General features: G+C 61.5%; 14 protein-coding genes. 2 read left to right on the top strand and 12 right to left on the bottom strand.

Annotated features, from left to right (window positions below; translation table 11 throughout):
• Nucleotides 1-64 precede the first annotated feature (64 nt).
• The 3 genes from HMPREF2635_RS00575 to HMPREF2635_RS00565 are packed head-to-tail and all read right to left on the bottom strand — an operon-like array spanning nucleotide 65 to nucleotide 3,036.
• A complete protein-coding gene (locus HMPREF2635_RS00575) occupies nucleotides 65-940 on the bottom strand; it encodes a polyprenol monophosphomannose synthase (protein WP_070511905.1) in 876 nt (291 codons plus the stop codon).
• Between the two features lie 15 nt (nucleotides 941-955).
• Nucleotides 956-2,455: an apolipoprotein N-acyltransferase gene (gene lnt / locus HMPREF2635_RS00570; protein ID WP_070821082.1), complete on the bottom strand. Its 1,500-nt coding sequence runs from the start codon at nucleotides 2,453-2,455 to the stop codon at nucleotides 956-958.
• Complete coding sequence (locus tag HMPREF2635_RS00565) at nucleotides 2,455-3,036, bottom strand: FxsA family protein (RefSeq protein WP_070511899.1); 582 nt, start codon at nucleotides 3,034-3,036, stop codon at nucleotides 2,455-2,457. The genes lnt and HMPREF2635_RS00565 overlap by 1 nt, the downstream gene beginning before the upstream one ends.
• A 70-nt stretch (nucleotides 3,037-3,106) precedes the next feature.
• Here HMPREF2635_RS00565 and HMPREF2635_RS00560 point away from each other — a divergent pair, with 70 nt between their 5' ends.
• Entirely contained in the window at nucleotides 3,107-3,946 is an 840-nt protein-coding gene (locus tag HMPREF2635_RS00560) for a cobalamin biosynthesis protein (RefSeq protein ID WP_070547439.1), read from the top strand.
• On the opposite strand, the gene HMPREF2635_RS00555 is transcribed toward HMPREF2635_RS00560, so the two are convergent.
• Entirely contained in the window at nucleotides 3,943-4,698 is a 756-nt protein-coding gene (locus HMPREF2635_RS00555) for an SDR family oxidoreductase (RefSeq protein WP_070511892.1), read from the bottom strand. The two genes, HMPREF2635_RS00560 and HMPREF2635_RS00555, sit on opposite strands and share 4 nt — an antisense overlap.
• The gene (locus HMPREF2635_RS00550; protein WP_070511889.1) at nucleotides 4,698-5,813 is read right to left on the bottom strand and encodes a M24 family metallopeptidase; all 1,116 of its coding nucleotides are present in this window, start codon (nucleotides 5,811-5,813) and stop codon (nucleotides 4,698-4,700) included. The genes HMPREF2635_RS00555 and HMPREF2635_RS00550 overlap by 1 nt, the downstream gene beginning before the upstream one ends.
• Nucleotides 5,814-5,858: 45 nt before the next feature.
• Between HMPREF2635_RS00550 and HMPREF2635_RS00545 the strand changes: the two genes are divergently transcribed.
• Nucleotides 5,859-6,488, top strand: coding sequence for a trypsin-like peptidase domain-containing protein (locus HMPREF2635_RS00545; RefSeq protein WP_232761031.1), 630 nt, complete (start codon nucleotides 5,859-5,861; stop codon nucleotides 6,486-6,488).
• A 9-nt stretch (nucleotides 6,489-6,497) separates the two neighbouring features.
• Here HMPREF2635_RS00545 and HMPREF2635_RS00540 read toward each other — a convergent pair whose 3' ends face one another.
• The 7 genes from HMPREF2635_RS00540 to HMPREF2635_RS00510 all read right to left on the bottom strand — a co-directional run bounded on the left by HMPREF2635_RS00540 (nucleotide 6,498) and on the right by HMPREF2635_RS00510 (nucleotide 14,564).
• The gene (locus HMPREF2635_RS00540; protein WP_070821081.1) at nucleotides 6,498-9,311 is read right to left on the bottom strand and encodes a DEAD/DEAH box helicase; all 2,814 of its coding nucleotides are present in this window, start codon (nucleotides 9,309-9,311) and stop codon (nucleotides 6,498-6,500) included.
• Nucleotides 9,312-9,409: 98 nt separating this feature from the next.
• Nucleotides 9,410-10,399, bottom strand: a complete 990-nt coding sequence (tatC, locus tag HMPREF2635_RS00535; RefSeq protein WP_070821080.1) for a twin-arginine translocase subunit TatC — start codon at nucleotides 10,397-10,399, stop codon at nucleotides 9,410-9,412.
• A gap of 190 nt (nucleotides 10,400-10,589) precedes the next feature.
• The gene (gene tatA, locus HMPREF2635_RS00530; protein WP_046649155.1) at nucleotides 10,590-10,853 is read right to left on the bottom strand and encodes a Sec-independent protein translocase subunit TatA; all 264 of its coding nucleotides are present in this window, start codon (nucleotides 10,851-10,853) and stop codon (nucleotides 10,590-10,592) included.
• 83 nt (nucleotides 10,854-10,936) lie between these two features.
• Nucleotides 10,937-11,902, bottom strand: a complete 966-nt coding sequence (locus tag HMPREF2635_RS00525) for a helix-turn-helix transcriptional regulator (RefSeq protein ID WP_070517792.1) — start codon at nucleotides 11,900-11,902, stop codon at nucleotides 10,937-10,939.
• The gene (locus HMPREF2635_RS00520; RefSeq protein WP_049157706.1) at nucleotides 11,895-12,911 is read right to left on the bottom strand and encodes a helix-turn-helix transcriptional regulator; all 1,017 of its coding nucleotides are present in this window, start codon (nucleotides 12,909-12,911) and stop codon (nucleotides 11,895-11,897) included. Before HMPREF2635_RS00520 ends, HMPREF2635_RS00525 begins: the two co-directional genes overlap by 8 nt.
• A gap of 31 nt (nucleotides 12,912-12,942) precedes the next feature.
• Nucleotides 12,943-14,325, bottom strand: coding sequence for a Pup--protein ligase (gene pafA, locus HMPREF2635_RS00515; protein ID WP_046649152.1), 1,383 nt, complete (start codon nucleotides 14,323-14,325; stop codon nucleotides 12,943-12,945).
• A 47-nt stretch (nucleotides 14,326-14,372) separates the two neighbouring features.
• Nucleotides 14,373-14,564 carry a ubiquitin-like protein Pup gene (locus HMPREF2635_RS00510; protein WP_010186632.1) on the bottom strand — a complete coding sequence of 64 codons (192 nt, stop codon included), beginning with the start codon at nucleotides 14,562-14,564 and terminating at the stop codon, nucleotides 14,373-14,375.
• Between the last annotated feature and the right edge of the window lie 31 nt (nucleotides 14,565-14,595).

The following is a 14,595-nucleotide window of genomic DNA, read 5'->3' as shown; positions in this document are numbered from 1 at the left end:
ATAACGGGCTTCCGGGCTGGTTCTTATTCCTTACGCGCGTGTATGAGGCGCCATGAGCATCAAATTAACGCTTGAGGGTGCCTTTCACCAGGTTGGAGACTTCGGAAACAAAGTCGGCCACGACATTCTTTGCCGTGTTGACCTTCGGGCCAAGCTCCAGGTCCTTGACCGTGCGGGAGCCGATCTTCGAAACCTCCGAGGTGAAATCGCTGATCTGCTCGGAGCGGTGAGCCACGCCCCACTTGGTTACTTCGAGCAGGGAATCCTTGACAAAAGAGCCGTCAAGCTTCGACTCACCTAGCTCTCGCTCGGTAAAGGTGATCGGTACCTCGCGGACATCGAAGCCATCCTTGATGGCGCGGAAGGCAACGTCAACCTGGAAGATGTATCCGGCGTTGGAGAGCTCTTCAAAGTCGAGGTGTTCAAGCAGCTCGCGCCGGAAAGCACGGTAGCCAGCAGTCATGTCATTGATTCCGGCACCCAGGGCAACCGAAATGTACTTGTTGCCCAAGCGGGAAAGCAGCTCGCGGTTGGCAGGCCAGTTCACTGTCTCTCCGCCCGGTACGTAGCGAGAGCCAATGACCAGATCTGCGCCCTTCTCGATTTCCTCAAGCAAGAGGTGGAGCTGCTCCGGCGCGTGGGAGCCGTCGGCGTCCATTTCGCACAGAACCTGGTAATCCTTCTCCAGGCCCCACTTGAAACCGGCGATGTACGCGCCGAGAAGTCCGCCCTTGCCCTCACGGTGGAGAACGTGCAGGTGAGAATCCTCAGCGGCCAGCTTATCCGCCGCGTCACCGGTGCCGTCCGGGGAGTTATCGTCCACAATCAGGATGTGAACCTCCGGCGTTGCCTTGCGCACGCGCCCGGTAATGAGCGGTAGGTTCTCGATCTCGTTGTAAGTAGGGATGATGACCAGGGTAGATTCGCGGGTCGAGCTCACTAGTTCCTTGCTCCTTTAGATTTCTTTCTCAGGCGCGCTGCGTCGTCCGGACAAGCGGGTGGAATAGATCGCATACAGCGCACAGACCGTTCCAATAATAGCCATGAGCCATTGCAGGAGCGAACCATAACGCACCGCAAATGTGCGCCGTTCTCGCAGCGGAAGCTCTTCTTCAAGATATGCCGGTTCAAAGATACCGCTGGCCTGGCTCACTGAGCCATCCGGGTAGACGATCGCCGAGACCCCGGACGTAGCCGCCACAACGACGGCCCGATCCGCTTCGATCGCGCGCAAGCGGCTCATGGCCAACTGCTGGTAGGTCATGTCGGAGTCACTAAAGGTGGCATTGTTCGTCGGTGTCGTGAGGATCTGCGCTCCGTTGTTGATGGCGGTTCGGAACGCCTGGTCAAAGCTGACCTCATAACACGTGGCAACGCCCATTGCGGTCCCAGCCATGGTGACCACGCCCGGACCGTCACCGGGCTTCATGTCGCCTGCCAGGTCCACCAGGTCGGTGATCTTCCTAAAGAAATCGCGCATCGGCATCGTCTCACCAAAAGGCTGCAGGTACTTCTTGTGGTGGTACTCCCCTGCCGAGCCATCCGGGTTAAACACCTGCATGGTGTTCCGTGCGCCAACCTCATCCTGGGTCAGCGTTCCGACGAGGATTGGGGCATCGATGTCGCGGGCGGCGCCGTCGATAAGCTCCCGGGCGTCCTCATTGGCAAAAGGATTGATATCGGAGGAGTTCTCCGGCCAAATGACGATATCCGGTCTGGACCCATCCTGCGCGGCCTGCTCGGTCACGCGGACGTGGTTATCCAGCACCGCGCGGCGTTGGGCGGCAAAGTCAAGGCCCAGCCGTGGCACGTTTCCTTGCACCGCGGCGACCGTCACCGTGCCTGTTGTGCGGCCCGGGCGGTCCACGCTCTGTGCCGCTAGCAAGCCAGCTAGCAGTGGCACCGCCAAAAACGCACATGCCAGGCGCGGTGAGCGGGCAAGCCCCACCAATCCTGCGCCTACGCAGACCACCGCGCAGGTAATGAGTGCCGGCCCGCCCCACGAGGCAAGGTTGGCGAGTGGGCCCTCTATTTGCCCCCAGGCGAGGCGCACCCACGCAAAACCGCCAAAGGGCACTGAGGAGCGCAGCATTTCTACCGCCACGTAGAAGAACGGGAAGAGAGCGAAACCGTAGTTTAAGCGCAGCAGCGCCGCCCCGCCGATACCAAGGAGGATGCTGTACAGAGACAGGAATAAAGCGAGCGCAATATAGGGCATGTTGCCCACTAACTCACCAATCCATGGCAGCGTGAACAAGTACAACACCGCGCTATGTACACAAGCGACGAGGGCCGCCCACCCCAGATCGAGGGGTTTTCTCCACGGTGAGAGCGCTGCCACGAGCATCGCCATGCCGATTATGCCGGCGGCCCACCAGCCGCGTGGCTCAACGGCAAGGTAGGTCACCGCGCCCGACGCAGCAGCGAGAGCGAGCCGGGCCACAAGTACCAGCACTACTTCTTTCCGTCCTCAAAGTCTTCGGGCTTGACGTGTTGGGTCCACGTGCGGATTTCATCTTCATCCAAGACCTCATGCGACTGGCCAGTTTGATCCATGCCCCCCATTCCATCACCGCTGGCGCCTGCGTCAAAGGTGCCGAAGGAACCATAGGAATCGCGGTGCTGGGCCATGGGTGAGGCTTCGTACACGCGCACGCCCATGTTTTCGATCTTCCGGAACATCGATGCCGCAAGTAGCGTGCGGATGATGGACCGCGTGGGCGCAAAGATAAGCAGTGCTCCGAAGACCGTGGAGACAAATCCGGGCAGTGACAGCAGGATTCCGCCCACCATGGTCAGGCCAACGTTGCCTGCCGTCTTGCCCGGGGTGGGATCCTCCATGACGTACACACCGTCATCGGTTTGACGGATGCGGCTGACCATCATGCGGCGGACTTCCCAGCTGGCGATAGTCATGCCGAAGAGCATGGTCAGCGCCAAGGCAAGCAGCGCCCACAGCACACCAATCCACTCGGCAACGGCCCAAAAGGCCATAGTTTCTAGGAGGATGTACGCGATGAAGAGAACAAACGGCATGTCGCCCACCATACTTGCTGGGCTTGGCGCTTCGCAGGAGACCCTCCCGGAGCGACTAGACTGTCCCACCATGTCCCTCCCTGAGTCGAAGCATCCCGAATCCGCTACCTTGCGCTTCCATCCCGCCGGCGGCGTCGTCACCCCCGAGCAGTGGCTCGCTCTGGGCCAGGCCGCCAGAGAACATGGCGATGGCAATGTGTACCTAGAGCAGCACAGCGTCATCGGCCTGCGAGGCGTCGCCAATGCGCAGGTGCTTGGCGACGTCCCCCTGCCCACCACCGCCGCTCACGTGCTGGCCTCTCCCCTCTCGCTGCGCGCCCGTCAGGTAGCGCAGCGGATCGCGGAAGCCTTAGCCGACGTCGATCAGGATGCCCCTGCGATAGCCCGTGCCGCGCTTTTTGGTGTGGATAGCGGTGCTGGTGATCTCCTCACACACGGGGTGGCGGCTGGCCTTCAGCTCTCTGGTGAGGAGGCGGAAGACGATGAAGATACCGCCACCGCGCGCCTGATCCGCGACGGTGAGCCCACCGGGCCGCTGCTGGGGCTTGCGGATGCCATTTCCCAACTCGTGGACTTTGCGGAAAAGGTCTCTGCAGATCACCTGCAGGACTTAGAACGTGTCTCGGATGCGGCAGGGTCAGCTCCCACTTCGCCTGCGCTGCCCATCGGCTGGCTGACTGAGCACACGAAGCCCGGCCGCGTCGATCTGGGCGCGGGCCTGCAGCATGGCGTGCTGCCCGGAGAATACGCTGGGCTTATCGCCCAGCTGGGCGCGTCCATCTCGGTAACCCCCTGGCGCGGATTGGTCATCCACGATCTAGCCGAGGGAGATGCTGACGTTGTGTTGCGCGTCCTTGCACCGCGCGGATTCATCTTCGATGCGAATTCTCCTGCCCTCGGGCACCGCTAGCGCGGCATGTGCCGCCAGATGGGACGCGGTACCAGCTTCATCACCCACGCTAAGAGCTGAAGAGGCCGTGGAATCCATAGCGTGCGGGAAGCCGGCCGCGAACCTGCCGAGGACTCAATGGCCTTGACCACCGCTTGGGCCACAACGTCAGGGGTAACGGACAAGGGCGCGGGTGTCATGCCTTTAGTCATCGACCCAATGACGAAGCCGGGGCGCGCGGTGATCAGCGCTAGGCCGCTGCCCTGCAATCGATCCGCTAAGCCTTGGCAGAAGGCATCCAGGCCCGCCTTGGTCGAGCCATAGACATAGTTGGCCCGGCGGGCCCGCCACCCAGCGATGGAGGAAAAGGCCACGATGTGCCCTCTCGTCATGACGTCGGCAAGCACGGTGAGCATGGATACCTGCGCTGCATAGTCCACCAGCGCTATGTCGAAGGCGTGGGCTTCGTCGTGCTCCGCGCGCTCCTGATCGCCCAGAATTCCGAAGGCGACGACGGCCGTGGTGATCTCTGCCCCTGCGAGTGCTGCGGCTTGTTCGATGACCGCGCGGTGGGAGGAAACTTCCGCAGCGTCGAAGGACAGCGTGTGAACGGACGACGCCCCGCTGCTGAGGAGTTCGGAGTGCAGCCTGTCCATACCGTGTTCGCCCCGCGCGGCGAGAACTACCGGGCGACCCTCACACAGCCGACGTGCAAGCTCCCCACCGATGTCGCTGCGCCCGCCAAGAATCAGTAGCGCGCCAGTTTCTCCCATTAGCGCAACCCCCGCGGTGCCTGGTTCAGGGACTCGTAGCCGGACTCGGTGATTACCACGATGTCCTCAAGGCGCATTCCCCACTTGCCCGGTACGTAGATACCCGGCTCGATCGAGAAGGCCATGGACTCGGAAAGTTCCAGCCCGTTTCCTTCCATGATGAAGGGCTCCTCGTGCGTCGACAAGCCAATGCCGTGTCCGGTGCGGTGCGTGAAGAACTCACCCCAACCGGCGTCTTCGATCACGCTGCGCGTCGCTCGGTCGATCTCCTGGGCGGTCGCACCCGGGCGCGCAGCAGCTCGGCCGGCAGCCTGGGCCTTCTCTAGGACCGCGTAAGCCTCGCGAAACTCTGCCGGCGCGGCAGCAGGATCGGCGCCAACGACGTAGGTGCGGGTGCAGTCGGAGTGATAGCCCGAGGGCAGCGTGCCGCCAATATCCACCACCACGGGATCGCCGGCGGCGAGTACTCGGTCCCCAAAGTCATAGTGTGGATTGGCTCCATTCGGACCGGAGCCCACGATGATGAAATCCACTTCGCGGTGCTCGCGCAAAATGAGCTCCCGCACATCTGCGGCTACGTCGGTCTCGGTGCGCCCCGGCTGCAGGAGGCGTGGCACCTCGGCGTGGACAGCGTCGATAGCCGCCGCTGCAGCGCGTAGCTCAGCCACCTCATCTGGATCCTTGCGGGTAAAAAGCTCGGCGAGGGCCTCGGTGGCCAGAACATACTTTGCGGGGTGCTGTTCCTTCGCAGTACTAGCTTCGAGGTTGCCAATTGCGGACTGAAAGCGCAGCACGTGATCGGCGGTGAGTGAGGATCCCAAGGCAACGGTGGTGGGGCGCGCACCTTCCAAGGCCAGCGCATAGGGATCCTGCCCATCGCTCCATCCCACCAGCTGGGCTGCGACGCCCTGAAGCGACTCAATGTCGGTGCTGGGGGCGACGATTACTGGTTCGGCATCGGGACGGATAACCAAGCAGGTCAGGCGCTCGTGGGAGGAGACCCACGAACCGGTGAGGTACGCGAATTCGGCACCTGTACCCACTAACAGGATGTCGATGTCCTTAGCAGCTGCGATAGCGCGGGACCGGCTTAGTCGGGACGCATAATCAGTCATGACAGTTAGCCTACCGCCCGCCTTCGTCCAGTTAAGCTGGGAGGCGTGAATTCCCATCCCGCTGCCGTCAAGCTCCGGACTCGCTCAAGCTATTGCTCGGGAGTGCTCATCGATGCGTCCTTAAGACCCCGCTCCCAACAGGCAACCCGGTTGGTTCTGACCTGCGCGCACTTCTTCCGCGACGGTCTTGATAAGGGGGATCACTACAGGGTGAGTGGCGGGTTCAACCGGCGCGTGGCCGCCGTGCGCACGATTGATGGGACCGACATGGCGCTGTGCTTGCTCGACCGGCCGGCCCCGCCCCGGGACCTTCCTGGGCTTGCAGAAAGTACCCCGCCATTCCGCGCCCCAGTCACCACCTGGGGATATGGCGGAAAAGCTCGCCGTGCCCAACAGCGCAGTGGGCTTTTTCTCCTTCCCTTCTTCCGCACCTGGTCCATTGACTTCCGCACCACCGTCTCCCCCGCCGGATTTGTCTTCAACACGATTCCGGCAGTCAAAGGTGACTCGGGCGGTCCAGCTTTAGTCGATGACGCTGTTATCGGTACGCAAGCCCTCATCCTTAACCCGTTGGGGCGCAACCTCAAGCTCGCCACCGTGGCGCTCGTTTCGCCCCACCGCCAAGTACTCGCGGCGGCAGCCACGGCGCTGCTTCGCGGTGGCACCGAAGACTAGGCGCTAAGCCTAGGCGCCGATGGCGACGACGCCGCGCTGGATCGCGTCAATGGCGCGCCGGGCATTGCGACGAATTTCGTCCTCGTAGCCCGTCTTCGCCACCTGCTGGAGCAGGTCGATGACCTGGCGGCACCAGCGGACAAAGTCACCGGGAGTCAGCTCCGCGCCGGAATCGTTGGCAGCAGCCATGCAATAGGCCAGCGGCGCGCCCGCCGTCCACTGGTGGATAGCTAGCGCGAAAGAAGGCTCCGGCTCCCTCGTTTGCGGCAGGTTATGGCGTTTCTCATCGGCGACGAGCTCGCTATAAATGCGCCACGTAGCGTCCATGGCGTTAGCCATCGCGTCAGTGGCCGCACCGGGTTCTCCGCGAGTGGTCTTGCGGTTTTCAAAGACACAGAGGGAGGCCACACCAGCCAGCTCCGCCGGGTCGAGGTCGTTCCAGATACCGCGCTTGAGGCATTGCGCCACCAGTAGGTCCGATTCGGAGTGGATTTTGGCCAGACGCTCGCCCTCATCCGTGATGACCGGCTCGCGGTTTTCGCCGTAACCATCAAACTCCACGTAGTCCATCTCCGCCAGAAGATCCACGATCCGCTCGAAAGTGCGGCCAAGAGTATCCGTGGCGCGCTCGACCTTATCCTCAAGCCTGGCTAGCTCGCGTTCGCGGCGCGCCAGCTTCTGCGCCACCCCGGCCAGCTGTTCGCGGTCGGTCGCGGGCCAATGGTGCACCGGATGTTCGCGGAGGGCATCGCGCAACTGCGCGATCTTCTTGTTGGGGCGATTCCGCGGCTCAGTGCGCATCTTCTTCGGACGCTTGTAGTAGTCGCGCTTGAAGGCCTCCTGGACAAATCGGGTATGGCGGCGCGGGTTCTTCTGCGCTGCGCGCGGGAGCTTCATGTGCCCAACGACGATTGGTGGATTATCGATGCCGGCGGAATCGATGCGTCCAGACCATCCCGTTTCAGTGGTTACCCAGGGGCGTGGATCAGCAGTCTGGTTGGCCGGAGTAATAACGACAGCCAACGTTGGCCGTGTCTTGGTTGCGATGGCGATGACTTCACCCACCTGCAAGCGAGCCAGTACTGCGGCAACTTCCTTGTTTCTCTCCTCCTTCTTGAAGGCCCGCGCTGACTTCTCCTCCTCGGTCAGCGCTCGGCGCAGCCGCATATAGTCCATGAGAATCTCAGCGGGGTCTTCGCCATCGGCGGCAGGCGGAGCCAAGTTATCTACGGCCTGCTCCAACTGTGCGCGTAGTTCGCGGACGCGGTGCTCAGCGCGCTCAATCTCTCGGGTTTCCTCCACAACGGATCCATCCGCCTGGAACTGGGCGAAAGACTTCTCCAGCAATCGGAGCGAGTCATCAAAGCCAAGCATGCCCAGCAGGTTGATAGCCATGTTGTAGCCGGGCTCGAAAGTGGAAATGAGCGGATAGGTACGAGTTGACGCAAGCCCCGCCACCGCGGTGGGATCCATAGCGGGTGCCCACTGAACGACGGCATTGCCCAAGGTATCGATGCCTCGCCTACCGGCGCGGCCGGTGAGCTGTGTGTACTGGCCCGGTGTCAGGTCCACGTGTGCCTCGCCGTTAAATTTCACCAGCTTTTCCAGCACCACGGTGCGCGCCGGCATGTTGATTCCTAGGGCCAACGTTTCGGTGGCGAAGACTGCCCGCACGAGGCCCTTGACGAACAGTTCCTCTACGATGTGCCTAAAGGCCGGCAGCATTCCTGCGTGGTGAGCGGCGAAGCCACGCGAGAGTGCTTCGCGCCAACGTTTGAAATCAAGGACCTTGAGGTCTTCTTCCGGAATGCCTTCCACGCCGTTATCGACGATGGCCTTGATCTCAACAGCCTCCTCCTGGGAGGTCAGCACCATGCGGGAGCGCAAGCACTGATACAGAGCACCGTCGCAGCCCGCGCGGGAGAAGATGAAGGTAATTGCCGGCAGCATCTCCATTGATTGCAGCTCTTTGAGAACCTCCGGGCGGCCAAGCGGACGGTAACGGTCCTGCGCACGAGGCGCGCCGCTGCGCCGATCACTGTGCCGGTCGCTGCGCCCGCCGCCTTTGTGACGGGCGCGGGCGCGGAAGCTCGCACGGTTCTGGGCATAGTCTGCGCGGCCATTATCGGTATCGCCGGCCTCCAGACGTTGGATACGCCGTGCGAGCTCAGTGTTTACCTGGCCGCCTGAGTCGGGTTCAAAGAGCGGATAGATTTTGCGGCCGACCATCATCCACTGGTCCAGCGGTACGGGGCGCTTATCGGTAACGATGACCTTGGTATCTCCGCGCACGGTGGTTAGCCACCGGCCGAACTCCTCGGAGTTGGACACCGTTGCGGACAAACCGATAATGGAGACATGTTCCTCCAGGTTGAGGATGACCTCTTCCCACACTGCGCCGCGCGAAGCATCCGCAAGAAAGTGGATCTCATCCATGACCACATGGGTCAAGCGATCCAATGCACCTGAGCCCGCGTAAATCATGTTGCGCAGGACCTCAGTGGTCATCACGAGGATGTCCGCGGAGGAGTTAATGGAGACATCACCGGTCAGCAGCCCGACCGCATCCTCACCATGCGCGTCAACTAGGTCGTGGTACTTCTGGTTACTCAGCGCCTTGATGGGTGTGGTGTAGAAACAGCGGGTCCCTTGGCGCAGCGCCAAGGACACGGCGAACTCACCCACCACGGTTTTACCCGCGCCGGTGGGCGCACAGACCAGAACACCGTGGCCAGCTTCGACGGCTTGGCATCCTTGGATCTGGAATTCATCCAGTGAGTACGGAAGCGCTTGGGTGAACTCGTCCAGATGCGTCAGTGTCATAAGTCTCCAGGGTACCTGTCAAGGGCGGCCTGCTAGCGCGCCGGTCCCCGGCGCCAAGCGGGATAGTTTGAACAAGTCCCCTAAGAAGGCTGACGAGCTTAGAGAACGTCGTCGAAAAAGCCGCTCTGCGGGGGCTGAGTATTCGTCTGCTGAGGCTGCGGTACCCGAGCGTCAGCAGACGAAGCCGAGGCCACCGGCCTGGAAGATACCGGCCGTGAAGACGCAGAAACGCTCGTGGATGCAGACACCGGAGTTGGTGCGCCAATGGCACCCGGACCTTCATCCAGCGACGAGGCAGTTTCATCGTCCAAGTCCATCCAGTCTGGACGTTGGCGCTTTTGGCGCTTGTCGTTGATGCGGCAGAACTGGAAAGCTATCTCCACAAGAATCACGAGAGCACCGGCCAAAACCAACATTGAGAAGGGTTCTTGGCCCGGTGTAACAACCGCGGCGAAGATCATGATGACGACAATGATGATGCGGCGCTTATCTTTGACGTGGTCATATTCCAAGACACCGATCAGGTTGAGGCAAACCACGAGTAGTGGGATCTCAAAGCTGACGCCAAAGATGAGGAGCAACGCCAGCAGGAAGTAGAAGTAACGTTCACCTGTCAGTGCTGCGGTCTGGTACTCCGAGCCCATGCCCATGAGGAACTCCAGACCCACGGAAAGGATGACGTAGGCGAGAACCGCGCCGAGTACGAAGAGCAGGACCGCAGTCGAGACGAACAAGAAGGTAAAGCGGCGTTCGTTCTTGTGCAGGCCGGGCACGATGAAGGCCCATATCTGGTAGAGCCAGACCGGTGAGGACAATACGGTGCCGGCTAACGCGCCAACCTTGAGTCGGAGCATCAGCATTTCGAAGGGGCTGGTTGCGAGCAGACGGCATTCGCCGTCCGCGGAGAAGGAAACACGGCTCTCTTCAGGGAGTGAGCAATAGGGACCGCGCAAAATCTCACCTAGCGGTGACATGCCAAACGGGGCGTGTTGGTACCAGATGAATCCGATGATGGCACCCACAGCGAGGGCGAGAAGGGAAATGACGATGCGTCGGCGCAGCTCCTGGAGGTGCTGAACTAAGGTCATCTCCCCCGTTGGGTTCTTGGGCTTGCGGCGTAGCTTTGAGCTCCATTTTTGCTTCGGCGCGTTAGAAGCAGGATTCGACGGTGTACTCGCGGTACTCAAAGCAAGACCTCCACAGAAAAGCCCACGACGGCAGGCGAGGCCTCAGCACGCCGAGGGACTCGGAGTGTGGTCTGCCTGCCGGGAAAGATTATTAGTTCTGGTTTCCGTCAGCCGGCTTGGAAGTGCGCGGCTGCATCTCCGGGCTGTTCCAGAAGTCCTCGTCGGACTGCTTGGAGCCCGCGATCTGGCCCTGCTGCTCAGAGGTGTTGTTCTCCTCTTTCATCTCCTTGACTTCGGACTTGAAGATGCGCATAGACCGGCCCATGGAGCGAGCCAGCTCCGGCAGCTTCTTAGCGCCGAACAACAGCACGATCACGAGAACAACAAGGCCGATTTCCAAAGGTCCCACGGTCATTGAGGGTGCCCCTTCTTTCTTGGTCGATGAAGCGTGTTTGTTCACACAGCGCGACGCTGAGCGACGTGCACGCGGGAGAGCTCTTAGTCTGGCAGTTGAGTATAACGCTCCAGTGCTCGTTTTCTATGCTCCGAAATGGCGTCAACGAGCTTCTGCGGCCCCACAACCCGCATGCGATCAGCTTGGCCGAGCGCGAAACGGCTAAACCACGCCTCCGAGCCGACCGGCATCGTTGCAGCTATGAGGCCATTTTCTAGGGTCTCGCCAAGGGTGATGTCGTAGTGTTCCGCTAGCCAGGTGAATTCTTGGTGAATCTCCAGCTCGGCGGTGAGAGTGTGATCTAGACCAAACGGGGAGTCCGGGTCGAAATCCAGCTCCCGCACATGTGGTGTCGCGGAAGCGTCGAGCACTTCGACATCACTCATCCGGTCAAGGCGGAACGTGCGGTGCTCCCCCACCGACTCGTCCCAGGCCACCAAATAGGGTTCGCCGTCCACGATAAAGATGCGGGCCGGATGCACGGTACGCTCACTCGTCCGGTTGGAGGACATACTCCAGTAGGTAAAACGCACTTGCCGGCGCTTGTCGACGGCCCCCGCCAACGCCGCTTGCACCTCAGACTCTTCGGGATCGGTCGTGGCCAGGGAGTCATAGATGGCGGCTGTCTTTTCATCCATGATCTCGCGCAGCTTCGCGGCGGCAGAGTGGACCGCGGAGACGTCGACAAGCCCCGGCATTGCCTCAAGGGACTCGAGCGTCAGCAACAATGCGCCGGCCTCAGTTGGGGTCAGGCGCAATGCCTGGGTCAGGCCCTGGTCGTTGTAGATCTCGATGCCATCGCGGTAGCTAAAGCTTAAGTCGATAAGGTCCTCGGTATTGCGGCCCACACCGGAGCAGAAGAGACGGTCGATAGCATCCTTAAGCTCAGCAGGGGTCATCCCTAAATCCTCGGCAGCCTCCATCGGAGTCAGCCCCGGGTGGTTACGCAGGTAAGGGATGAGGTTGAGGGAGCGAACAAGGGACTGCAGCTTGCGGGGTTGATCAACCATGGCGGGCCTCCTCGCCAGACGCTGATGATGGGTCATCACCGACACTTAGGAGTGCGATGATGTCGGCACGAACCTCGGGTGGCTCGATAACCACGACATCTGGTGCATAGCCAGCAGCGGTGCGCACCAACCAATCGTGGTGTACGTTGGTGAGTTCTAGAAGTCCATCCTCGCGCCTGCGTCCGGCGTCGACAAGCTCGGCGGCCTGCCCCTCGGGAACCTCGAGGACTGCATTTACCGTTTCGCCCCGCTCCAGCGCCTCTACAACGAGATCCTGCAGTGGTGCAGTGGGCTCGAGGTGCGTGGCCGCAGCGCGCGAGCGCCTGACGTTGTCCACGCGGGTAGCGCGAAAAGTTCGGGGAGCCTCGCGGTCCACATCCCAACCGACGAGATAAACACGATCCCGGTGGTTGACCAGCCCCCAGGGATCCATATGGCGGCGAACCGCCTCGGCAGAGGGCGTGGCGTAGTAATCGAAGGAAATGCGCAGCCCAGCACGCACTGCGGTGATGACTCCAGTGACGAGCTCTGGGCTCAACCTGGTCATGTCGTTGACTGCGGTGTACACCGGCGCTCCGCTCAAGTCGCGGGAGGCGCCTGAGGCTGCGATCTTGGTCCACGCGGAGAGACTGAAATCGCTTAAGCCTCCCGGAGTGCCGATGCCGCCGGCTACGCCGAGAACCATGGCCTCCTCCGGCGTGAAATCGACGGGAGGTAGCTGGTAGTTTTCGGGATCGAGCCGGTACAGCGAACCTTCCGCGCCGCTGCTGTGTACTACTGGCACACCGGCGCGCTGCAGGGTCACGATGTCGCGGGAAAGCTGCTTGTGAAAGGCTTCATCGCTGCGTGACTGGTAGCCCTCGACGTGGCTGCGGATCCACGCCGCGCTGCGGTCCGGAACCCCGCCTTGGTGCGCTGCCCCATGCAGGGCAAAGGTGAGGTTGGTGAGCCTTTCGATAGCGCGGTCTCTGACCGGCGTCCGGGCTGCAGTGCGATCTACTGAAGGCATAGTGGCAGGTTCCTTGATCAGCTCTACGGCTCTACGAGCCTGGGTGCGAACGCATGTAGTCTAACAACCCATCTAGGCGCGGGTCCTCGGACACAAAGGGGTCGGAGAACTCCTCGGTCATCGGTTCAGGCCGGTTGACCTTCATCCGCGTCCAATCCACCGTTACCGCGGCATCGAGCTCGCGGGCAACAGCGAGAAACTCCCCGCGCAGCTTGGCACGGGTGGTCTGCGGGGCGGTGTCGACTGCGGCGTTGATTGCAGCATCGTCGATCCAGCGTTTCACCATGCCGCGCTGCTCCAATACGCTGTAGAGGCCGCGACCTGGACGGATGTCATGGTAGGTCAGGTCAATCTGTGCCAGCTTGGGGTGCGACCAATCCCCGCCCAGGCGCTCGCGGTAGCGGTTCAGCAGGCTGCGCTTGATGACCCAATCGATCTCGCGGTCAACGCCGGAGAAATCCTGAGTGTCAATGGCCTGGAGGGTGCGCTTCCACAAGTCCACGACCCGGGCCAACTCAACCGTCGGAGTGCCTGCGTCCTCGCGGTGATCCAGCCAGCGCTCGGCAGCGGTACAGAGCTCCTGCTGCACGGCGAGCGCGGTGGTGCTGCCGCCTCCCTCAAGCGGAAGCTCGGTGCGGCCGGTGGGGTCGAGCGCGATGGCCCTAATGTGTTTAATTGGCTCGAGTACCGAGAATGCCGGCACCTCAAAACCGGCTTCCAGCATCTCCAGCATGAGCAGCGTGGAGCCAACTTTGAGGGCCATCGTGGGTTCGGCCATGTTGGAGTCGCCAACGATAACGTGCATGCGGCGGAAACGCTTGGAATCACCATGCGGTTCGTCGCGAGTATTGATGATGGGGCGCGAGCGAGTCGTCGCAGAGGACACACCTTCCCAGACTTGATCGGCGCGCTGGGAGAGCACGAAACGCGCCGGTTCCTCTCCCCTGGCAGGCCTAATCATTCCTGCTCCACAGATGAGCTGGCGGGTGATCATGAATGGCAGCAGAGCTTTGCCAAGGTCCTTGAGCACCACGTGGCGGCCGATGAGGTAGTTCTCGTGGCAGCCGTAGGAATTGCCCGCAGAGTCCACATTGTTCTTGAACAAGTAGACAGCGCGCTTCTCCCCCTCGTCCGCCAAAGCTTCCTCTGCCTGGACGGCCATGCGGTTGACCATGGCATCGCCGGCGCGCTCATAGGCAATGAGCTGGCTTAAGCTATCGCACTCCGCGGTAGCGATCTCCGGGTGGGAACCCACGTCGAGGTAGAGGCGGGAGGCGTTGGGGCTGAAGATATTGGAGGAGGAGTACTTCGACACGATGGGCCGGAAAAGCACGCGGGCGATCTCATCCGGGGACATCACCCGCTGTCCATCGCTTGTGCTCGCAGTAATGCCGTACTCGGTTTCGATGCCCATAATCCGCCGTGCATAAACGGGGGCGCTATCGGAGGGCTGCTCCACCTTTATTCGCCGCCCTTTTGGACGTAGGAGCGCACGAACTCCTCGGCATTGGACTCCAAAAGGCCGTCAATCTCATCGAGGAGGTCATCGGTACCCGCGCTGTTGATGCTGACTTGTCCGGCGTCGAACTCCGGAGTGTCGCCTCCTTGACCGTTGCCGCCACCGGCGTTGATCTGAGACTGCTGTCCGCTCATTCTTAAGAGCTCCTTTCGCGAGTGGAAAATG

The organism is Corynebacterium sp. HMSC035E02, from assembly GCF_001836065.1.
GTDB lineage: Bacteria > Actinomycetota > Actinomycetes > Mycobacteriales > Mycobacteriaceae > Corynebacterium > Corynebacterium hiratae.
Note: the sequence above shows the minus strand (reverse complement) of the source record. Positions and strands in the feature narration are given on the sequence as shown.

Coding starts and splice junctions, on each gene's coding strand:
- HMPREF2635_RS00525 (WP_070517792.1), bottom strand. CDS start 11,902: ATGGTTGATCAACCCCGCAAGCTGCAGTCCCTTGTTCGCTCCCTCAAC.
- HMPREF2635_RS00510 (WP_010186632.1), bottom strand. CDS start 14,564: ATGAGCGGACAGCAGTCTCAGATCAACGCCGGTGGCGGCAACGGTCAA.
- tatC (WP_070821080.1), bottom strand. CDS start 10,399: ATGACCTTAGTTCAGCACCTCCAGGAGCTGCGCCGACGCATCGTCATT.
- HMPREF2635_RS00520 (WP_049157706.1), bottom strand. CDS start 12,911: ATGCCTTCAGTAGATCGCACTGCAGCCCGGACGCCGGTCAGAGACCGC.
- HMPREF2635_RS00540 (WP_070821081.1), bottom strand. CDS start 9,311: ATGACACTGACGCATCTGGACGAGTTCACCCAAGCGCTTCCGTACTCA.
- HMPREF2635_RS00555 (WP_070511892.1), bottom strand. CDS start 4,698: ATGGGAGAAACTGGCGCGCTACTGATTCTTGGCGGGCGCAGCGACATC.
- HMPREF2635_RS00565 (WP_070511899.1), bottom strand. CDS start 3,036: ATGCCGTTTGTTCTCTTCATCGCGTACATCCTCCTAGAAACTATGGCC.
- pafA (WP_046649152.1), bottom strand. CDS start 14,325: ATGGGCATCGAAACCGAGTACGGCATTACTGCGAGCACAAGCGATGGA.
- HMPREF2635_RS00550 (WP_070511889.1), bottom strand. CDS start 5,813: ATGACTGATTATGCGTCCCGACTAAGCCGGTCCCGCGCTATCGCAGCT.
- HMPREF2635_RS00560 (WP_070547439.1), top strand. CDS start 3,107: ATGTCCCTCCCTGAGTCGAAGCATCCCGAATCCGCTACCTTGCGCTTC.
- tatA (WP_046649155.1), bottom strand. CDS start 10,853: ATGACCGTGGGACCTTTGGAAATCGGCCTTGTTGTTCTCGTGATCGTG.